This window comes from Ancylobacter sp., assembly GCF_965229075.1.
In the GTDB taxonomy this organism is placed as follows: Bacteria; Pseudomonadota; Alphaproteobacteria; order Rhizobiales; family Xanthobacteraceae; genus Ancylobacter.
In genome coordinates, this window is the sequence record NZ_CBDDIO010000001.1 from 650,166 (window position 1) to 670,090 (window position 19,925).

Sequence of the window (19,925 nt, forward strand, 5' to 3'; positions counted from 1 at the left end):
GGACCTCGCGGCGGGGCCGCGTCTGGCGCGGTCCGTTCGTGCGGTCCGCGCCGGAGGTTCAGCCATGGATGGTCAGCACTGGGTCTTGCCGCACTTGCGCACGGAAGCAATGGCGTCCTTCAGCTGGTCATGGCCGACCGCACCGACCACCACCTGGTCGCCCAGCACATAGCTCGGCGTGCCATCGATGCCGAGCGCCTCGGCCAGTTGCAGGTCGTCCTGCAGCGTGGCGTTGACTTCCGGGTTGTCGAGCGCCTTCTCCAGCGCCGCCTTGTCGACACCGGCCGCGACGGCGGCCTCGATCGCCTTGTCCTTGTTGGCCTGGCCCCGTTCGCCGAGCAGCTTCTTGTGGAAGTCGAAATACTTGTCCGGCGCGGTAAGGCGCACGGCGACCGCTACGCGTGCCGCTTCCACCGAACCCGGTCCGAGCACCGGGAATTCCTTGAGGATCACCTTGAGCTTGGGGTCGCCCTTGATGAGGTCGACCATGTCGCCCAGCGCGCGCTTGCAGTAGCCGCAATTGTAATCGAAGAACTCGACCAGGGTGACATCGCCCTGCGGATTGCCGACCACGACGCCGCGCGTGGTGTCGTAGATGCGGGGCTTGAGTTCGGCCACCGCCGCCTCGCGCTGCTTGGCCGCAGCCGCGGCCTGGCGCTGCTGCAGCACCATGATCGCTTCCTGGATCACCTCGGGATTGTTCACGAGATAGTCGCGGATGACGCTCTCGAATTCCTTGCGCTGGGCATCGTCGAGCGCGGAGGCCGGTGTGTGCGCCGCGCCGAGCAGCAGGCCGGTGGCAAGGCCGAGCGCGAGGGTCGCGCGGCCGGCGCGGCGGAGCAGGCGAAGGGGCTGCATGGGAGTCTCCAGCGGGAAAGAGGCGGTGCCGGCTGTCACTGGCCGGCCTGCTTGCGGCGGGCGTTCGGGTCCACCGGCGGCTTGTAGTTGACGATGTCGTCCGCCTTCAGCCAGCCCGGCGAGCCGAGCTTGAAGCCGTTGCGGGCGCGGGTCGCAAGCTCGCGCGACAGGCGGAAATCGCCGCTCATATAGGCGGCCTGCGCCGAGGCAAGGTCGGCATTGGGAATGTCGCCCTTGCGGCCATAGGCCATGGCGAGATACCGCCAGCCGGCGGGCGAGGTCGGCTCGCGCTGCAGGCTGAAGGTGAGTTCGCGCACCGCTTCTTCCATCGACGCCTTGTCGTCGCTGGCGACCAGCGCCTGGCCGAGCAGCATGCGGATCAGCGGGTTGCCATCGGACAGCGCGACGGCGCGGCGCAGCGGCGGCACCGCCTCCCGCGCCCGCCCGGCCTCCAGCAGGGCCTGGCCCTTCAGCTCATGGAAATAGGGATTGTTCGGCTGCTCGGCGATGAGCGAATCAATCTGGTTCAGCGCGTCCGAGATGCTGCCGAAGCGGTAGCCGGAAATCGCACGGGCATAGCGGGCCGGCAGCGAGGTGTCGGAACGCGAATAGGTGCGGTTCACCGTGTCCGGCGGCTGGGTGAAGCCCACCAGCTTGGCCCGCATCATATCGTGCCGCGCCTGCAGGGCGGGCGGGTCCTTGGCGTCGAAATAGGGGCTCTTATGCGCCATCTCCGACAGGAGCGCGATGCGCTCGGTCGCCATCGGGTGGCTGAGCACATAGGGGTCGACACGCTGGCTGAGGAAGATCTGGTCGTTCTGAAAGCGTTCGAAGGTCGTCAGCATGCCCTTGGCGGACTGCTTGGTGGCGGTGAGGTACTTCACCGCCGCCTGGTCGGCCGAGGCTTCCTGACCGCGCTGATAGGAGAGCAGCGTGCGGCGGACGACTTCCTGCGGCGCCATGATCGCGCCTGCCGCCGCCCCGCCCATATTGGCGCCGGTCGCCGCGCCGGCTGCGACGCCGCCGGCGGCGAGCAGCATGCCGACAATCGCGGCGGTCTGTGCCGATTCCAGCTGCTGGCGCATATTGGCGAGGTGACCGCCGGCGATATGGCCGGTCTCATGGGCGAGCACGCCGATGATTTCGTTCGGCGTCTTCGACTGCTGCAACGCGCCGGTATTGATGAAGATGCGCCTTCCGTCGGCGACGAAGGCGTTAAAGCTGTCGCTGCCGACCAGCACCACCTGGATGTTCTGCTGCTGAAGGCCGGCCACCTTGAAGATCGGGCGCGTGTAATCGCGCATCAGCGTTTCGATCTCGGCATCGCGGATGATGCCGGGCTGGCGGCTCTGCGCCTGCGCCGGTGCGGCGGGGACAAGCAGCGCGGCGGCGGCAAGAAAGGTGGCGCCGCGCGCAAGGGCGGTGCCGATGCGCGCGACAGGGCGACCGCTCGGGCGGCGGGTGGCGCAGGAGGGGTTGTCAAGCAGCAGCGAAGGCATCATCCATCGACACGATATGTTTCCGGGGGAACTGACGCTGTCGTGACGGCGGGGTCAAGCCTGCCCGTTATCATCTTCTATTGAACGTCCGCCGACACGCGCGAAACAATGCGGCACGGGTGCGGCGCCTGGGCAAGGTTCGGCATCATGGATACATCTTTCCCGTCAGATCGCCTCGCAGTCGCCGCGCGGCTCGCCGGCGCCTCCCGCCGCAGCGAGATAGCCCCCTTCATCGTCATGGACGTGATGGAGCGGGCCGCGCGCATCGAGGCGGCGGGCGGCCATGTCATCCATATGGAGGTCGGCCAGCCGGCGGCGCCGGCCCCTTCCACCGCGCGCGAGGCGGCGCGGCGCGCGCTCGACCATGGCCGCATCGGCTACACCACCGCGCTCGGCATACCCTCGCTGCGCGCCCGCATCGCCCGACATTATGGCGAGACCTATGGGCTCGACCTCGATCCTGGCCGGGTGGTGGTGACGACCGGCTCGTCATCCGGCTTCCTGCTCACCTTCCTCGCCCAGTTCGAGCTCGGCGACCGGGTGGCGATCGCCAATCCCGGCTACCCGCCCTATCGCCACATCCTCACCGCGCTCGGTTGCGAGCCGGTGCTGATCGAGACCGATGCCGCCTCGCGCTGGGTCATCACGCCGGAGGCGCTGCTCGACGCCCACCGCCGCGCCCCGCTCAAGGGCGTGCTGGTGGCGAGCCCGGCCAACCCCACCGGCACGATGATGCGGCCCTCGGCGCTGGCGGAATTGATCCGCACCGCCGAGGAGGCGGGCATCCGCTTCATCTCCGACGAGATCTATCATGGGCTGGACTACGCCTTCCCCGCCACCACCGCGGCGGCGGTGAGCCCGGAGGCCACCATCATCCATTCCTTCTCGAAATACTTCTGCATGACCGGCTGGCGGGTCGGCTGGATGGTAATGCCGGCAGGTCTCGTGCGCGCCGTGGAGCGGCTGCAGCAGAACCTCATGATCTCGGTGCCCACCCTCTCGCAGATCGCCGCCGAGGCGGCCTTTGACGGCGCCGGCGAGATGGAGGCGGTCAAGCACGGCTATGAGGAGAACCGGCTGATCCTGACGCAGGGCCTGCCCGCCGCGGGCCTGCCGGAATTCCTGCCCGTCGACGGCGCGTTCTATCTCTATGCCGATGTGGCCCGCTTCACCGACGATTCCGCTGCCTTCGCCCGGCGGCTGCTCGACGAAGCGCATGTGGCGGCGACGCCAGGCGTCGATTTCGACCCGCATCGCGGTCACCATTATCTGCGCCTCTCCTATGCCGGCGCGCCGGACGAGATGCGCGAGGCGGTGCGGCGGATTGGCGATTTCCTGCGCAAGGGATGAGGGCAGGGCGGCGCGGGCCTGCGCCCTTCGCGGCTTGCTGCGCGCCTCGGGGTGACGGGCCACTGCCCTCTTGCCCGGGCTTGACCCGGGCACCCAGCGGTCCCGCTGCGCCGCACAGTCTGCGTCCCCGGGTCAAGCCCGGGGATGAGGGAAGCGGGGGCGGCGTCTACCCGGAGTTTACCTTTCCGCCAGCGCGGCGTCATAGGCGGCCTGGGCGGCGAGGATGGCGTCCATATTGTGCTCGGCCCAATGGGTGAGGGCGGCCGCCGTTTCCCCCAGCGCGCGGCCCAGCAGGGTGAGGGCGTATTCCACGGTGACCGGCACGGTGGGAGTCACCGTGCGCGTCACCAGCCCGTCGCGCTCCAGCTTCTTCAGCGTCTGCGACAGCACCTTCTGCGAGATGCCCTTGATGTCGCGCCGCAGATGGTTGAACCGCACCGGCCCGTCCTCCAGCCGGTCGAGGATCAGCAGCGCCCATTTGTCGGCCAGCCGGTCGAGCACCATCCGCGTGGGGCAACGGTCTTCATAGACATTATAGGCGTAGCGCATCGCGGTCTCCCTCGCGGCTGACCCCGGCAGGCCGGTTTCCTCGACGCCACCATGTGAGCGCAAAGTGCTCTCTTGCGTACATGGAAGACGGGCGTAGGTTGTCATCCGAAACATGGTTTCCATTAGATACTACGGAGACAGACGATGGCAGGCAAGATTCTGGTTCTCGGCGCGAGCGGTCATGTTGGGCGGCCGCTGGTGAAAGAACTGCTGGCGCGCGGCGAGGCGGTGAAGGCGGCCTCGCGCGGCGGCGCGGCGATCGAGGGCGCGGAAGGTGTCGCCTTCGCCTTCGACCGGCCGGAGACCTACGCGGCGGCGTTCGACGGCGTCGACCGCGCCTATGTGCTGCTGCCGGGCGGCGTCACCACGCCGCGCGAATGGCTCATCCCGGTCATCGAGGCTGCCGCCGCCCGTAAGGTGAAGGTGGTGCTGCAGACCGCGCTCGGCGTCGATGCCGACGATTCCATTCCTTATCGCCAGGTCGAACTGGCGCTCATCGCCTCCGGCACGCCCTATGTGATCCTGCGGCCGAACTGGTTCACCGACAATTTCCTCAATTTCTGGAAGCCCGGCATTGACCATGCCGGCGCTATCGCCGTGCCGGCGGGCGAGGGCAAGTCGAGCTTCATTGACGGGCGCGACATCGCCGCGAGCGCTGCGAGCGCGCTCACCACCGACGCCTTCGACAACAAGGCGTTCAATCTCACCGGCCCGGAGGCCCTGAGCTACGCCGAGGCGGCGGCGATTCTCGCGGAGGCAATCGGCAAGCCTGTCGCCTATGCCCCGGTCGACGACGACACCTTTGTCGGCATCCTGACCGGCGCTGGCATCGGCGAGGACTATGCTCGCTTCCTCGCCAGCATCTTCTATCCCGTGCGCGAGGGCTGGACGGTCGGCGTGACCGACGCGGTGAAGACGCTGACCGGCAAGGAGCCGCGCAGTGTGGCGCAGTGGGCGCAGGACCGCGCGGCGGCGCTGCGGGGCTGACACCGGGCACTTCTGGGCGCGGGCGTCAGGCCGCGATCTCTTCGGTGATCACCTCGAAGCGCTGCAAAATATGCGGGCCGAAGGTGTGCAGCATCGGGATATCGGCGGCATCGCGTCCGCGCGCCACCAGCACCCGGCCGATGCGCGGCACGTTGTGGCGGGCATCGAAGGTGTGCCAATGCCCGCCAATATAGGCTTCGAACCACGCATTATAGTCCATCGGGGCCGGGTTGGGCGGCACGCCGACATCGCCGAGGAAGCCATTGCAGTAGCGCGCCGGTATGTTCATCGCCCGGGTGAGCGCGACGGCGAGATGGGTGAAGTCGCGGCAGACGCCGACCCTCTCGTTGAACGCCTGCGCGGCCGTGCGGGTGCTGCGTGCGCACTGATAGTCGAAGCGGATCTGCGCGTGGACGAAATTGCAGATCTGCTGCACCCGGTTCCAGCCGGGGGCATAGCTGCCGAACAGGCCCCACGCCGTATTGGACAGTTCGTCCACCTCACAATACCGGCTCGGCAGCAGGAATTGCAGCACCTCGGGCGGGAGCTCGGCCGGGTTGTGCTCGATGGCGTTGAGGTCGAACACATCAAGCGTGCCGGGATCAGCGACGTTGATGCGGCTCTCGAAGCGCGCCCCGCCGGGCGGGATGACCAGCCGCCGGCAAATATTGCCGAAACCGTCTTCGTAGGTGTCTGAGGGAACCGGGCTGCCATCGCCGAGCGCCACGACGCTCATGGTGACCACATCAAGGATGTCGACCTGTCGTTCCGGGTGCGGATCGAGCAAGGTGATGGCGGCGGTCGGGCGGTCGCACGCGACCTCGATCCGGTACCCGCATTGGAGGGTGATCATTCAAGGCCCCGCGTCGCTGTGATCCCAGAGCAGAACACCGCCCAGGGACGGAGGTTCCGGCCGGCAGGAGCGCGGGCAGGTGGGAAAAGAAAAACGGCGCCGCGAGGCGCCGTTCCCAGTGTCGAGACGAGGTGGGCGCGCCTGCGCGCGCCCTGTCGCCGAATTGCCGATCGAAGCTTCGCTCCGGCGATCACTCGCCGAAGATCTTGCGCTGCCACCAGCCGGTACGGCGCGGGCGGTCGGGCTCCGGTGCCGGAGCAGGCTCGGCGGCAGCGGGCGCCTCCTCCGCAGTCGAAGCCTCTACCGGCGCCGACTCTGCGGCAACGGTCGGCTCCGGCTCTGCGGCAACGGTCGGCTCCGGCGCGCTTTCCGCGACCGGGGCCTCCGGCGCGGCCGCTTCCACGGGCGCCTCGCTCACGCTTTCGCTCACCGTATCGCCTTCCACGGCGGCCGGTGCCTTCTCGCGTACCGTCGAACGGCGGCGGCGGGGCTTGGGCTTCGCCTCGGCAGCTTCCGCGGCCTCAGCCGGCGGGGCTTCAGCTGCGGGGGCTTCTGCGACAGGAGCTTCGGCAGCCGGCACGGCCTCCGTGCTGGCCTCGGCCGCTGCCGCCTTGGTACGGCGTCCGCCGCCGCGACGGCCGCGACGCGGCTTCTCGTCCTCGACAGGCGCGGCGTCCGCAGCGGGCTCAGTCACGGCTTCAGGGGCCGGCTCCGCCGCAGCGATCTCCTGCGCTTCGGCCGGGGTGATCGCCGCGCTCTCGGGCAGAGTCTCGGCCGGCGCGTCGGTTGCCGGGACCTGGGCGACGGCTTCCGCCGTCACCTCGACCGCGACCCCGGTGGTCTCGGCAGACTCGTCGCCTTCGCCGTCCTCGCCGTCATCCTCGAACTCGACGCCGGACATGTCTGAACCGGCCTCGCCCTCGGCATGGCGCTCGCCATTCTCGCCATTGCCGCCACCGCCGCGCCGACGCCGGCGCCGGCGGCGCCGACGGCGTCCACCTTCGCCTGACGTGTCGCCCGAGGCAGCAGGCGCCGGGTCGCGGCTCTCGCTGGCCTCCGGCTCGGCGGCGGCTTCCACCGGCGCCTCGGTCTCGACCTCGTCCTCGCTCTCCTCGCCGACGATCTCGTCCTCCGGCTCGAAGACCAGCTCGGGCGGACGCGGCAGCGGGATCGGGTTCGGCACCGCGTCGCCCTTGTCGATGGCGAACGGGGTGAGCCCGGTCAGCGACGGGTCGGCCGCGATGGTGATCAGCACGCCGAAGCGCTCTTCCAGCTCGTGCAGATGCGCGCGCTTGTGGTTGAGCACATAGAGCGCGTTCTCCGCACGGGTGCGGATGATGAGGTTATGCGTGTTGGAGCGCTGGAGAATGTCCTCGGCGCCGCGCAGCATCTGCAGCGCGACGGACGCGGACGAGCGCACATGGCCGGTGCCGCCGCAATGCGGGCAGACCTCGGTGGAGGATTCGAGCACGCCGGTGCGGATGCGCTGGCGGCTCATCTCCATCAGGCCGAAATGCGAGATGCGGCCGAGCTGGATGCGGGCGCGGTCGTTCTTCAGGCAGTCCTTGAGCTTGCGCTCCACCGCCCGGTTGTTGCGCTTTTCGTCCATGTCGATGAAGTCGATGACGACAAGGCCGGCAAGGTCGCGCAGGCGCAGCTGGCGGGCCACCTCCTCGGCGGCCTCCAGATTGGTCTTCAGCGCCGTATCCTCGATGTTGTGCTCGCGGGTCGAACGCCCGGAGTTCACGTCGATGGAGACCAGCGCTTCGGTCGGGTTGATGACGAGATAGCCGCCGGAGCGCAGCTGCACCTGCGGCAGGAACATCGCATCGAGCTGGCTCTCCACTCCGAACCGGGTGAACACCGGCTGCAGGTCCTTGTAGATCTTCACGTTCTTCGCATGGCTCGGCATGAGCATGCGCATGAAGTCCTTGGCCTCACGGTAGCCGTCCTCGCCGGCCACGAGAACTTCGTCGATGTCCTTGTTGTAGAGGTCGCGGATGGAGCGCTTGATCAGCGAGCCTTCCTCATAGACCAGCGACGGCGCGGTGGAGCCCAGGGTGAGCTCACGCACATTCTCCCACAGGCGGAGGAGATATTCGAAGTCGCGCTTAATCTCCGGCTTGGTGCGGTTGGCGCCAGCGGTGCGCAGGATGACGCCCATGCCCTCCGGCACTTCGAGGTCGGAGGCGACCTCTTTGAGCCGCTTGCGGTCTTCGGCCGAGGTGATCTTGCGGGAGATGCCGCCGCCGCGCGCCGTGTTGGGCATCAGCACCGAATAGCGGCCGGCAAGCGAGAGATAGGTAGTGAGCGCCGCGCCCTTGTTGCCGCGCTCTTCCTTGACCACCTGCACCAGCATCACCTGCCGGCGCTTGATCACTTCCTGGATCTTGTAGGTGCGGGCCCGGCCGCGCGGCGGGGCGCGCTCCGGCATTTCTTCCATGGCGTCGTCGGAGCCGACCTCGTCGACGATCTCTTCCTCGTCGGCGATCTCCTCGACCTCGCCGCCCTCGCCACCGCCCTCTTCATCGGACGAGCGGCGACGGCGCGAACGCCGCGCCGGGGCGGCGTCGCCCTCGGTCTCGCCGGCGGTTTCGGTCGTTGCTTCCTCGGAAACGCTCTCGTCGCCCTCGGCGGACTTGGCGGCGCCGCGCGGCCGGCGGGGACGACCCTTGGGCTTGTCCTCGTTCTCGGCTTCGGCGTCGCGCCGCTGCTGGCGCTCTTCCTCGGCCAGCAGGGCCTGCCGGTCGGCGACCGGGATCTGGTAATAGTCGGGATGGATCTCGCTGAAGGCGAGGAAGCCATGCCGGTTGCCGCCATATTCGACGAAGGCTGCCTGGAGGGAAGGTTCTACCCGCGTGACCTTGGCGAGGTAGATGTTGCCGCGCAGCGGCTTGCGGTTGGCGGCCTCGAAGTCGAATTCCTCGACTCGGTTGCCGCGCACCACCACCACCCGAGTCTCCTCGGGATGGGTGGCGTCGATGAGCATCTTGTTGGCCATTGAACTCTCATATGGGGCAGCGGCCGCGTCGACGTCGCCAACGACGCCGGACGGCTCGGACCGTGCCAGTAAGCGGAAACTGAAAGCGCGAAGGGGATGCGGCGGGCAGGACGGGGAGCCTCGCAGGCGGGGCGCCGACGTGGTGCGCAGGTCGCGGGCCTGCGGGCAGGTGCGCAGCGGTAAACCGCCTTGCGCACGAGACCCACACTTGCCGGCTGACGCATCATCGTTGGTTGCCGTCCTTACACGACCGAACAGGGCGAGCCGCGACCGCGCGCGGTCCGGCTCACGTCAGATGGCCACGAAGACCGTGGAACACGACACGGCGAAAAGCACCGCGCGGGAGCCCCACGTCCAATCGTCCGTGAATGACGAAACCGGACCGCGTTCCCCGGGCGCGCAGTCATGACGACCGCCGAGGCACGGCTACGGGTCCTGAACGGAATTCGCGCCTTGTGCCGGGCCCACCATCGCTGGATAGCCCTTCGCCGCAGGGGCCGCGAAAGCCGGACGTCGACGAGCGACCGGAATGCGAACCATATGCATGCTCTTAATAGCGGCACGCATGGCGATTTGGCAAGGATCGCGTCCGACATGCTGCGCGCCGGGCGTTGCCCGCCGGCCACGCCCGCCGGGCGAAACGGGGCCGGGCGCAAGGGCTGGTTAACCCTTCCTGCGTAATTCGCTAGAAAGGCGGGGCACGCGCCCCAGCTTCGTGCGGACGACCGGGACATGAGGAGACACGGGCAGCCATGGCGTGGCCAAGGGGTATGCGGACGATCTGGCTCGCGGTGGCGCTCGCGCTGCTGCCGGCGTGGTTCTCCACGTCCCATGCCGCCGGAGCCGGCGAGCCGGTGGTGGCTAGCGATGCGCGCCTGGCCGGTGACGACCAGCGCACAAGGCTGGTGATCGACCTCTCGCGCTCGGTGCCGCTCGGCGCCTTCACTCTGGCCGACCCCTATCGCGTCGTCATCGACATTCCCGATGTCATCTTCGCCCTGCCGGCCTCGGCGGGGCAGGAGGGGCGGGGCCTCGTCTCTGCCTATCGCTTCGGCCTTTTCGCACCGGGCAAGGCGCGCATCGTGCTCGACGCGACCTCGCCGGTGAAGGTGGACAAGGCCTTCGTGCTCGACCCCATGGACGACCAGCCGGCGCGGCTGGTGATCGATCTCGTCAAGACCGACCGCGCCAGCTTCCTGCAGGCGGCCGCTGCCCCGCAGCGCGCCGCGGAGCAACCGGACATGCCGCAGGCCGAGGCCGCCGTCGCCGGCGATACGCGCCCGGTCATCGTCCTCGACCCCGGCCATGGCGGCATCGACGCCGGCGCGGTCAACGCCAAGTTCGGCGTCAACGAGAAGCAACTGGTGCTCGTCATCGCCCGCCAGCTGGAGCGGCGGCTCGAGGAGACCGGCCGCTACCGCGTGCTGATGACGCGCACCAAGGACACCTATGTGTCGCTCGGCCGGCGCGTGCGCTTCGCCCGCGAAAACGGCGCCCGGTTGTTCATCTCGCTGCACGCCGATTCGCTCGGCTCGAAAGATGGCGATGTGCGCGGGGCGACGATCTACACCATCTCCGACCGCGCCTCCGACGCCGAATCGCAGCGACTGGCGGATTCGGAAAACAAGGCGGATCTCATCGCCGGAATCGACCTTTCCGAGGAGCCAGCGGATGTCGCCGGCATCCTGTTCGACCTCGCACAGCGCGAAACGCGCAACTTCTCCTCACTTTTTGCCCGCAGCCTGGCGGGGAGCGTCAGCGGCGTGGCGCGGATGCACAAATCGCCGCTGAAATCGGCCGGCTTCAAGGTGTTGAAGGCGCCGGACGTGCCTTCCGTTTTGTTCGAGCTCGGCTATCTCTCCAGCGCCAAGGACCTCGAACTCATGACATCGGCCTCGTGGCAGGCTAGTGTGACCGAGGCCATGGCGGCGGCGATCGATGCCTATTTCGCCGCTCAGGGACCCGTCGAGGGTACCCCTGTGGCGCTGCCGGCCAGCGCAGGCCGGACAGGCGGCGATCCCCTGGCCGCGACCGTGCCTTGAACGGTCGCGATTAGGCCATAGTTGCCGCGCACACGCTGCCCTTAGGGCGACGACGGACACTGGACTCGCATCGTGCTGGCGCGCGGTGGCGTCCTCAGCTTATGGGGGCCTGGCCGCATGCGGCTGCTTCTGCGGTTTCTGGGTTTCATGTTCGCGCTGGGCACGATCGTCTTCGTGGTCGGCGGCGCGGCAGCGGGCTATTTTGCGTGGAAGTTCTCGCAGGACCTGCCGGACTACAGCCAGCTGCAGAATTACGAGCCGCCGGTGATGACCCGTGTTCACGCGGCGGACGGCTCGCTGCTGGCCGAATATGCCCGCGAGCGCCGGCTCTATCTGCCGATCCAGAACATCCCGCCGCTGGTGAAGGAAGCCTTCATCTCCGCCGAGGACAAGAACTTCTATTCTCATGGCGGTATCGATCTCACCGGCATCGGCCGCGCGGTCTATGCCTTCGTGCAGAATTACGGCTCCGGCCGCCGCCCGCAGGGCGCCTCCACCATCACCCAGCAGGTGGCGAAGAACTTCCTTCTCACCAATGAGGTCTCCATCGACCGCAAGGTGAAGGAGGCGCTGCTGGCGCTGCGCATGGAGCGCGCCTATTCCAAGGACAAGATCCTCGAACTCTATCTGAACGAGATCTATCTCGGCATCGGCTCCTACGGCGTCGCCGCCGCCTCGCTGCTGTATTTCGACAAGTCGGTTTCCGAGCTGACCATCGCCGAGGCCGCCTATCTCGCCGCCCTGCCCAAGGGGCCGAACAATTATCACCCGTTCCGCCGCCACGACGCCGCCGTCGAGCGCCGCAACTGGGTGATCGACCGCATGGCCGAGAACGGCTACATCACCGAGCAGCAGGCCGAGGAAGCCAAGAAGACCGACCTCGCCGTGACCGTGCGCCCGACCGGCGCCCACATCTTCTCCGCCGAATATTTCGCCGAGGAAGTGCGCCGCGAGATCTTCGAGCGCTATGGCGAGGACAAGCTCTATGGCGGCGGCCTGTCGGTGCGCACCACGCTCAACCCCAAGCTCCAGCAATATGCCAAGCAGGCGCTGCTCGACGGTCTGACCCGCTATGACGAGCAGCGCGGCTTCCGTGGGCCGGTGACCCGTATCGAGACCACGGGCGACTGGGGCGCGCGCCTCGCGGACGTGCGCACCTTCACCGACATTCCCTGGCGCCTCGCCGTGGTGCTCGATTCCGACGCCAAAGGCGCGCGCATCGGCCTGCAGCCGCAGCGCGACCGTTCCGGCGTGCTCAGTTCGCAGCGCGATGTCGGCATGATCACCGCTGACGGCGCCAAATGGGCGATCCGCAACGCCAAGGGCGGCGTGGCGGGCGTGCTGAAGCCCGGCGATGTCGTCTATGTCGAGCCGGTCGACGGCAAGCCCGACCAGTGGCGCCTGCGCCAGCAGCCGCAGATCGAGGGCGCGCTGGTGGCGATGGACCCCTCCACCGGACGCGTGCTCGCCATGGCGGGCGGCTTCTCCTTTGACGAGAGCCAGTTCAACCGCGCCACCCAGGCCCAGCGCCAGCCCGGCTCGTCGTTCAAGCCTTACGTCTATGCGGCGGCGATCGACAATGGCTACACGCCGTCCAGCGTCGTGCTGGACGCGCCGTTCGAACTCGCCCAGCAGGGGCAGGCGACGTGGCGGCCGGAGAATTATTCCGGCAAGTTCTACGGGCCGCAGACCCTGCGCTTCGGCATCGAGCAGTCGCGCAACGTGATGACGGTGCGGCTCGCCAACGATCTCGGCATGCCGCTGATCGTGGAATACGCCAAGCGCTTCGGCGTCTCCGACAATCTGCTCCCCGTGCTCTCCATGTCGCTCGGCGCCGGCGAGACCACGGCGCTGCGGCAGGCCGGCGGCTATTCCATGTTCGCCAATGGCGGCAAGCGTATCAAGCCGACGCTGATCGACCGCGTGCAGGACCGCTACGGCAAGACCATTTACCGCCATGACGAGCGCGAGTGCCGCGGCTGCGACGCCGCCGGCTGGCAGGGCCAGAGCGAGCCGGTGCTGGTCGACCGGCGCGAGCAGGTAATCGATCCGATGACCGCCTACCAGATCACCTCGATGCTGGAAGGCGTGGTGCAGCGCGGCACCGGCACGGCGCTGAAGGTGCTGGGCAAGCCGATCGCCGGCAAGACCGGCACCACCAATGAGGAGAAGGACGCCTGGTTCGTCGGCTACACGCCGGAGCTGGTGGTGGCCGTCTATCTCGGCTTCGACACGCCTAAGCCCATGGGCAAAGGCTCGACCGGCGGCCTGATCGCCGCCCCGGTGGCGCGCGACTTCATGAAGCTGGCTCTGGCCGACCGCCCGGCCGTGCCGTTCCGCGTGCCGCCCGGCATCAAGCTGATCCGCATCAACCCGAAGACCGGCCTGCGTGCCGGGCCGGGCGAAGCGTCCATCCTCGAAGCCTTCAAGCCGGGCACCGCGCCGCCGGACAGCTATTCGATCATTGGGGCCACCGATGCGGCGGGCAACCCGATCGGCATCAACCCGGATGCTGACCGCGCCGTTGGCGCCAGCGGCACGGGCGGGCTCTACTGAGCCACGCCCGGTGGTGCCTCAGCCATCATAGGGCCAGGCCTTGAACGCCTCCTGCGCCTCGGCGCGGGCGGCAAGCCGGGAGACGGCCGGGAAGGCGTCGGCCGGCATTACCTCGGGGATCATCCGTGTGGTGAAGGTCCAGGCGATGGCGGCGGTGATGTCGGCCTGTAGCGGGCGAGCCCCGAACAGCCAGCCTTCTGTGGTGCCGATCTCGTCTTCCAGCAGGCGATAGGCGGCGAAGAGCTGTTCCGTCACCCGGTCGAGCCAGGGCTGGTGCAGCTTCTCCGCCGGGCGCAGCTGATGCTCATAGACGATCTGCACGCTCTTCTCGCAGGCGGCGAGAGCGAGGCCGATGATGCGCTGCGCGCGGGCATGCTCGGCCAGATCGTTCGGGGCGAGCGAGCGGCCGGGCGCCGCCAGTCTCTCCGCATGTTCGAGGATGAGGGTCGAGTCCATCAGCACCACGCCGCCGTCCGTCACAAGGGACGGGGCTTTCACCACCGGGTTGATCTCCTGGAAGCGGGGGTAATGGCGGAACACCGACACGGATTCATGGGTGAAGGGCAGGCCGAGAGTGGTGAGCGACACCGCCACGCGGCGCACATAGGGCGAATCGAGCATGCCGACGAGGTGCATCGGAAGTTCCTTGTTGCAACGAGGGCCGCATCCTAGAACTGCCGTTGGCGCCTGCAAGCCGTCCGCAATACAGCCCTAAGCCGCCAAGCCGGGGGCGGGGCGTTTACACCTAGGGGCAACGCCTCTATTTTCCGCCGCCTTCAACGTCCTATCGAGAGTAGCCAATATGCGCGCCGAGCTCGCCGCGAGCGTCGACGAAATCCGGGAAGCCGCAAAGTTGCTGCGGCAGCACATCGATTTCGACCGTTCCAAGGCCCGCCTTGCCGAGCTGAACGCGCTCGCCGAGGACCCCAATCTGTGGAACGACCCTGAGCGCGCGCAGAAGCTGATGCAGGAGCGCGGCACGCTGGAGGACGGTCTCGGCGCGTTGGAGCGGATCGAGCGCGAACTGGCGGACAATGTCGAACTGATCGAGATGGGCGAGGCCGAGGGAGACGATTCCATCGTCGATGAGGCCGCCGCGGCTCTGGTCAAGCTGAAGGCCGAGGTCGCGCGCCGCCAGCTCGAAGCGCTGCTGTCGGGCGAGGCGGACGCCAATGACAGCTATCTCGAAGTCCATGCCGGTGCCGGCGGCACCGACAGCCAGGACTGGGCGCTGATGCTGCTGCGCATGTACACGCGCTGGGCGGAAGGGCGCGGCTTCAAGGTCGAGCTGGTGGACGAGCAGGCGGGTGAAACCGCCGGGCTCAAATCCGCGACCATTCTGGTGAAGGGCCACAACGCCTATGGCTGGATGAAGACCGAGGCCGGTGTGCACCGGCTGGTGCGTATCTCGCCTTTCGACTCCAATGCCCGTCGTCAGACGTCTTTCGCCAGCGTCGACGTGTATCCCGTCATCGACGACCGCATCGTCGTCGACATCAAGGAAAGCGACCTGCGCATCGACACGATGCGCTCCGGCGGCGCGGGCGGTCAGCACGTCAACAAGACCGAATCCGCCGTGCGCTTCACCCATATTCCCACCGGCATCGCCGTGGTGGCGCAAGGCGACCGCTCGCAGCACAAGAACCGCGCCACGGCGTGGGAGATGCTGCGCGCCAAGCTCTATGAGATGGAGCTGAAGAAGCGCGAGGCGCAGGCCGCTGCCGATCAGGCCGCCAAGACCGATATCGGCTGGGGCCACCAGATCCGCTCTTATGTGCTTCAGCCCTATCAGCTGGTGAAGGACCTGCGCACCGGTGTCACCTCGGGCACCCCGCAGGAGGTGCTCGACGGCGATCTCGATCCGTTCATGGAAGCGGCGCTGGCGCAGCGCGCCTATGGCGGTGGTCCGGCCAGCGTCGAGGATGTGGACTGAGGGCGGAGGCGGGGCGCACGCGGCGCCCCGCCGCGCCTCACAGCGCCTGCGCTGCCGCCAGCACCTCCTCGGCGTGGCCGGCGACCTTCACCTTCGGCCAGAGGCGGGCGATCTTGCCCTGGGCATCGATCAGCACGGTGGTGCGCTCCACGCCCATATACTTCTTGCCGTACATGGATTTCTCCGCCCACACGCCATAGGCTTCGAGCATGGCGTGGTCCTCATTGCCGGCGAGCGGGAAGGTCAGCCCCTCCTTGGCGCGGAACTTGGCGAGCGCCTTGTCCGGGTCGGGCGAGACCCCGACCACGAGCGTGCCGGCCGCGTCGAAATCCGCCTTCAGCCGGTTGAAATCATGCGCCTCCACCGTGCAGCCGGAGGTGCCGGCCTTAGGGTAGAAATAAATCACAAGCTTTCGGCCCCGGCAGCCGGCGAGCGACAGCACCTCGCCCGAATCGGTGGTCAGAGTGAAGTCAGGTGCAGGGGCGCCTACGGCAATCTCGGTCATGTGCCTTCCTTTCGGCGTGTTTGGGGGTGATCGGCAGGGGAGAAACGGTGCTGAGGGAGAGGCCCATGCCGCGCCGGCCGCCGATTGTGCCGGGCGAACAGCACGATGTCAGCATGGGCGTGGATAAGCTGTCGCCGCCCGCCGCGCACACGGGCATTATGCCTCGAAGTCAAGGATTCGTGCCGTAGATGAGAGAGCAGACGACGCACAGGTCGCCAACGGCCGGCAAGCGCCAGGTGAAGCGCCTTCGCGTCAAGCGGCCGCCCAGGGCCTGCGCGGCGCCGGCGCGCCGGCGGCGCTGGCTGCGGCTGTGCGCCTGGTCGGGCGGCTCGGCCTTTCTCATCGCTGCGGCGACCATCGCCGGCGTCTATCTGCTGTTCAGTGCCGGCATTCTCACCGTCGACATGGCGCGGCCCTATGTCGAGCGCACGCTTGAGGCGCGTCTCGGCGCTGGCCGCACGGTGCAGATCGGCGCCATTATCGCCGAGCGGGCGAAAAGCGGCGGCATCGTGCTTCATGCCAACGACATCACGGTGCGCGACGACGATGGCGACCTCATTGCCACCGCGCCACAGGCCGAAGTCGCGCTGCAGGATAGCTGGCTGCCCTGGCTGATGCAGCCGGAGCGAGTCGATCTGGTCGGCGTGCGGCTGAACGTGTTCATCGACGCGGAGGGGCAGCTCGCCATCTCCACCGAGGCCAACGCCCCGGACGGCGCCCGCGCGCAGCCCAAGCTTCTCGCCACCGTGCCGACGGCCGAACCCGCCACGGCCGCGCCCGCCGAGGCGACGGCCACGACCGAACCCGGCGCGCCGGACGTTGTTCCGCAAGCGCAACTGGACACCCCGTTCGGCCCGCTCCGACTCGCCAGCCTCGCTGCGCTCGCCCGCCAGTTCGATCAGGGTGGGCTCGATGGCGGCACGCTGAGCGAGATCGGCCTCAAGGAAGGCATCGTCGTCATCCGCAACGAGGTGAGCGGGCGCGAATGGACCTTCGATGACATCGACCTCTCGCTGTCGCGGCCGGCGGAGGGAGGGGTCACCTTCGACATCACGGCCGGCGGCATGGACGGGCCCTGGTCGGCGCGCGCCACGCTCGGCGCGCTGGTGGAGGGCCGCCGCGATCTCGAATTGCAGGTGCGGGACCTCGCGCCGCGCGATCTCCTGATCGCTGCCGGCAAGGCGGGAGGCGATATTCTCGCCACCTCGCCGCTGTCGGCGGACCTTTCCGCGACCATTGATGCGCGCGGCGTGGTGCTCGCCACCAGTGGCCGGCTGGCCGCCGGTGCCGGCGAATTGCAGCTCGGCTCCGACGCGGAAGGGCGGATGCTGATCGATGAGGCCGTGGTGGCCTTCACCCTCGATCCAGCGGCTCGGCGGATCAACCTCACCTCGGTGACAGCGCAGGCGGGCCCCTTCGCCATGGACCTTGCCGGAACGGTGGAGATTCCCGCCGATCGTGCCGGCCTGTGGCGGCTGCACACCCAGTCCGCGCGCGCCAGCTTCCTTGGTGGCGGGCCGCACCAGAATGAGGTGCCGCCCTTCGTGCTGGACGATATCGTGATCGATCTCTCCTTCGATCCGGTGGCGCAGCGCGCCAGCATCGACCGTGGCGACCTCAAGGGGCCGCAGGGCGGGATCACCCTCGGCGGGGCGCTGGAACTCGCCGGGCCGACACCCTCGCTGTCCATGAACGTCAATGCGACGCCGATGACAGCCACCTCGCTGATCCGGCTCTGGCCGGCCGTGGCCGCGCCGGCGCCGCGCAAATGGGTCTACGATCATCTGGTCTCCGGCGATGTCAGCCAGGCCAGCATCTTCTTCAACGCACCGCTGGATTCGATCGGCAAGAAGGACAACCCGCTCGCCGATGACGGGCTGAACATCGCCATCACCGGCACCAAGGGGCGCTTCATTCCGGTGCCCGGCCTGCCGCCGGTCATCGATGCCGATGTGGTGGTCAAGATCACCGGCCGCACCGCCCACGTGTCGGTGGCGAAGGCGGCGATGGAGACGCCCGGCCAGCGGCGGCTCGAGATCGCTGAGAGCATCTTCGACATCTCCGACACCGCTCCGCCCAAGCCGGAGGCGAAGGTCCAGGTCAAGGTGAGCGGTCCGGCGGCCGCGGCCATTGAACTGGCGGGCATCCCGCCGCTGCGCGGGCCGACCTATGTGCCGATCGATCCGCAGGCCGTCTCCGGTACGGTCGACGGTACGGCGCAGATCAGCGTGAAGCTGTCCGACAACATCCAGCCTTCCGATATCGACTATGCGTTCGACGCCACGCTGGAGGATTTCGACGCCGCCAAGATGGTGTTCAACCAGAATCTCACCGACGCCACGGTGCGCGCCTTCGTGACCCAGGCGGCGACGGTGGCGCGCGGCGAGGGCAAGTTCGGCGGCGCGCCGGCGAGCTTCGAGTACAACCGCCCCGCCACGGGGGATGTCACGTTCGCCGTTGCCGCTTCGCTCGACGATTCCGCGCGGCAGAAGCTCGGCTTCGAACTGCCGGGCATGGCCGGCCCGCTCGGCGTCAAGCTCGCCGGCGTGGTCGGCGCGAAGGCGAAGACGGTGGATGTCGAACTCGACCTCACCAAAACCAAGCTCGTCGACCTCGTGCCCGGTTGGACCAAGCCCGCCGGCAAGGCGGCCAAGATGACCGCCAAGGCGCACATCACCGACCGCCTTGCCCGGCTCGACGACCTCGTGGTGAGCGGGCAGGGGGTCGACATTCGCGGCACGGTGGATCTCGATCCGAAGGGCGGGGTGCTGAGTGCCAACCTGCCGACCTTCAAGCTCGCCGATGGCGACAAGGCCAATCTGAAGCTTGAGAATGTCGACGGCACCTACAAGATCACCGTGCGCGGCGAGGTGATCGAGGCCCGCGCCTTCCTCAAGCAGCTGACTGACACGCCCCCGAGCGGCCCCGGCACGGTGCGGCCGCCCGATGTCGACCTCGACGTGAAGCTTGGCGTGGTCGCCGGCAATAATGGCGAGACCATGCGCGACCTCGTGCTGGTCCTCTCGCGCCGCAGTGGCGAGCTGCGCAGCTTTTCCCTCGGCGCGCTCGTCGGCCGTTCCGGCGGCGTGACCGGCGAACTGCGGACACAGGGCAATGGCCGGCCGCAACTGCGCGTGGCCACCAGCGATGCCGGGGCGCTGCTGCGCTTCATCGATCTCTACCCGAAGATCCAGGGTGGTGACCTCTGGGTCGATGTCGATGCGCCCGGTGGCGGCCGGCCGCAGAGCGGCGTGATCAATGTGCGCGATTTCGTCATTCGTGGCGAAGCCGGTCTCGACCGGCTGATCGCCGCCGCGCCGCAGACCGTGCGCGACGGGCGCCCGCAGCCGGGATCGGCGATCGCCTTCCGCAAATTGCAGGTCAATTTCCAGCGTTCGGCGCAGCAGATCACCCTGCGCGACGGCGCCATCTGGGGGCCGTCCATCGGCTCGACCTTCGACGGCACGCTCGATCTCGCCAATGACCGCGTGTCGGTCCGCGGCACCTATGTGCCGGCCTATGGGCTGAACAATCTGTTCAGCCGGCTGCCGGTCGTAGGCTTTTTCCTTGGCGGCGGGCCGAATGAGGGGCTGGTCGGCGTGACCTATGAGATCGTCGGCCCGGTGTCCGGCCCGACGCTCCGCGTCAATCCGATCTCGGCGGTGGCGCCGGGCTTCCTGCGCAAGATCTTCGAGTTCCGCCAGGCGCCGGACCCGACCCCGCCGGCAGTGGTGCCGACGCGGTAGGGATCGTTCCTACACCCCGCATGGCGTCATCCCGGCCGGAGGCGAA

13 protein-coding genes are annotated in these 19,925 nt (G+C 68.2%); 6 read left to right on the plus strand and 7 right to left on the minus strand.

Annotated elements, in window-relative coordinates; translation table 11 throughout:
* Window positions 1-72: 72 nt before the first annotated feature.
* Together ACO07Z_RS03270 and ACO07Z_RS03275 are read right to left on the minus strand one after the other, a co-directional pair.
* Entirely contained in the window at window positions 73-858 is a 786-nt protein-coding gene (locus ACO07Z_RS03270) for a DsbA family protein (RefSeq protein ID WP_421697381.1), read from the minus strand.
* A 35-nt stretch (window positions 859-893) separates the two neighbouring features.
* The gene (locus ACO07Z_RS03275) at window positions 894-2,360 is read right to left on the minus strand and encodes a M48 family metalloprotease (protein ID WP_421697382.1); all 1,467 of its coding nucleotides are present in this window, start codon (window positions 2,358-2,360) and stop codon (window positions 894-896) included.
* 144 nt (window positions 2,361-2,504) lie between these two features.
* Between ACO07Z_RS03275 and ACO07Z_RS03280 the strand changes: the two genes are divergently transcribed.
* Window positions 2,505-3,707, plus strand: coding sequence for a pyridoxal phosphate-dependent aminotransferase (locus ACO07Z_RS03280; RefSeq protein WP_421697383.1), 1,203 nt, complete (start codon window positions 2,505-2,507; stop codon window positions 3,705-3,707).
* Between the two features lie 177 nt (window positions 3,708-3,884).
* On the opposite strand, the gene ACO07Z_RS03285 is transcribed toward ACO07Z_RS03280, so the two are convergent.
* On the minus strand, window positions 3,885-4,256 hold the full coding sequence (locus ACO07Z_RS03285; RefSeq protein ID WP_421697384.1) for a winged helix-turn-helix transcriptional regulator: 372 nt from the start codon (window positions 4,254-4,256) through the stop codon (window positions 3,885-3,887).
* Window positions 4,257-4,400: 144 nt separating this feature from the next.
* On the opposite strand from ACO07Z_RS03285, the gene ACO07Z_RS03290 reads away from it, so the two are divergent.
* Window positions 4,401-5,243 carry an SDR family oxidoreductase gene (locus tag ACO07Z_RS03290; RefSeq protein WP_421697385.1) on the plus strand — a complete coding sequence of 281 codons (843 nt, stop codon included), beginning with the start codon at window positions 4,401-4,403 and terminating at the stop codon, window positions 5,241-5,243.
* 25 nt (window positions 5,244-5,268) lie between these two features.
* Here ACO07Z_RS03290 and ACO07Z_RS03295 read toward each other — a convergent pair whose 3' ends face one another.
* Complete coding sequence (locus ACO07Z_RS03295; protein WP_421697386.1) at window positions 5,269-6,096, minus strand: transglutaminase-like domain-containing protein; 828 nt, start codon at window positions 6,094-6,096, stop codon at window positions 5,269-5,271.
* Window positions 6,097-6,286: 190 nt separating this feature from the next.
* Window positions 6,287-9,097 carry an Rne/Rng family ribonuclease gene (locus ACO07Z_RS03300; RefSeq protein WP_421697387.1) on the minus strand — a complete coding sequence of 937 codons (2,811 nt, stop codon included), beginning with the start codon at window positions 9,095-9,097 and terminating at the stop codon, window positions 6,287-6,289.
* A 752-nt stretch (window positions 9,098-9,849) separates the two neighbouring features.
* Between ACO07Z_RS03300 and ACO07Z_RS03305 the strand changes: the two genes are divergently transcribed.
* Both ACO07Z_RS03305 and ACO07Z_RS03310 read left to right on the plus strand, forming a co-directional pair.
* Window positions 9,850-11,139 (plus strand): N-acetylmuramoyl-L-alanine amidase, encoded by a 1,290-nt coding sequence (locus ACO07Z_RS03305; protein WP_421697388.1) that lies wholly within the window; start codon window positions 9,850-9,852, stop codon window positions 11,137-11,139.
* Between the two features lie 117 nt (window positions 11,140-11,256).
* Window positions 11,257-13,695: a penicillin-binding protein 1A gene (locus ACO07Z_RS03310; RefSeq protein ID WP_421697389.1), complete on the plus strand. Its 2,439-nt coding sequence runs from the start codon at window positions 11,257-11,259 to the stop codon at window positions 13,693-13,695.
* An 18-nt stretch (window positions 13,696-13,713) separates the two neighbouring features.
* Here ACO07Z_RS03310 and ACO07Z_RS03315 read toward each other — a convergent pair whose 3' ends face one another.
* Entirely contained in the window at window positions 13,714-14,331 is a 618-nt protein-coding gene (locus ACO07Z_RS03315) for a glutathione S-transferase family protein (RefSeq protein WP_421697390.1), read from the minus strand.
* A 166-nt stretch (window positions 14,332-14,497) separates the two neighbouring features.
* On the opposite strand from ACO07Z_RS03315, the gene prfB reads away from it, so the two are divergent.
* Entirely contained in the window at window positions 14,498-15,628 is a 1,131-nt protein-coding gene (gene prfB / locus ACO07Z_RS03320; protein WP_421697391.1) for a peptide chain release factor 2, read from the plus strand.
* Between the two features lie 37 nt (window positions 15,629-15,665).
* On the opposite strand, the gene ACO07Z_RS03325 is transcribed toward prfB, so the two are convergent.
* The gene (locus ACO07Z_RS03325; RefSeq protein WP_421697392.1) at window positions 15,666-16,133 is read right to left on the minus strand and encodes a peroxiredoxin; all 468 of its coding nucleotides are present in this window, start codon (window positions 16,131-16,133) and stop codon (window positions 15,666-15,668) included.
* 188 nt (window positions 16,134-16,321) lie between these two features.
* Between ACO07Z_RS03325 and ACO07Z_RS03330 the strand changes: the two genes are divergently transcribed.
* Window positions 16,322-19,879 carry a hypothetical protein gene (locus tag ACO07Z_RS03330; protein ID WP_421697393.1) on the plus strand — a complete coding sequence of 1,186 codons (3,558 nt, stop codon included), beginning with the start codon at window positions 16,322-16,324 and terminating at the stop codon, window positions 19,877-19,879.
* Window positions 19,880-19,925: the final 46 nt, after the last annotated feature.

What these genes read in the sequence shown, in the direction of transcription:
- ACO07Z_RS03325 (WP_421697392.1), bottom strand. Translation starts at nt 16,133, where the DNA reads ATGACCGAGATTGCCGTAGGCGCCCCTGCACCTGACTTCACTCTGACC.
- ACO07Z_RS03285 (WP_421697384.1), bottom strand. Translation starts at nt 4,256, where the DNA reads ATGCGCTACGCCTATAATGTCTATGAAGACCGTTGCCCCACGCGGATG.
- ACO07Z_RS03295 (WP_421697386.1), bottom strand. Translation starts at nt 6,096, where the DNA reads ATGATCACCCTCCAATGCGGGTACCGGATCGAGGTCGCGTGCGACCGC.
- ACO07Z_RS03305 (WP_421697388.1), top strand. Translation starts at nt 9,850, where the DNA reads ATGGCGTGGCCAAGGGGTATGCGGACGATCTGGCTCGCGGTGGCGCTC.
- ACO07Z_RS03280 (WP_421697383.1), top strand. Translation starts at nt 2,505, where the DNA reads ATGGATACATCTTTCCCGTCAGATCGCCTCGCAGTCGCCGCGCGGCTC.
- ACO07Z_RS03310 (WP_421697389.1), top strand. Translation starts at nt 11,257, where the DNA reads ATGCGGCTGCTTCTGCGGTTTCTGGGTTTCATGTTCGCGCTGGGCACG.
- ACO07Z_RS03315 (WP_421697390.1), bottom strand. Translation starts at nt 14,331, where the DNA reads ATGCACCTCGTCGGCATGCTCGATTCGCCCTATGTGCGCCGCGTGGCG.
- ACO07Z_RS03330 (WP_421697393.1), top strand. Translation starts at nt 16,322, where the DNA reads ATGAGAGAGCAGACGACGCACAGGTCGCCAACGGCCGGCAAGCGCCAG.
- ACO07Z_RS03300 (WP_421697387.1), bottom strand. Translation starts at nt 9,097, where the DNA reads ATGGCCAACAAGATGCTCATCGACGCCACCCATCCCGAGGAGACTCGG.
- ACO07Z_RS03275 (WP_421697382.1), bottom strand. Translation starts at nt 2,360, where the DNA reads ATGATGCCTTCGCTGCTGCTTGACAACCCCTCCTGCGCCACCCGCCGC.
- ACO07Z_RS03290 (WP_421697385.1), top strand. Translation starts at nt 4,401, where the DNA reads ATGGCAGGCAAGATTCTGGTTCTCGGCGCGAGCGGTCATGTTGGGCGG.
- prfB (WP_421697391.1), top strand. Translation starts at nt 14,498, where the DNA reads ATGCGCGCCGAGCTCGCCGCGAGCGTCGACGAAATCCGGGAAGCCGCA.
- ACO07Z_RS03270 (WP_421697381.1), bottom strand. Translation starts at nt 858, where the DNA reads ATGCAGCCCCTTCGCCTGCTCCGCCGCGCCGGCCGCGCGACCCTCGCG.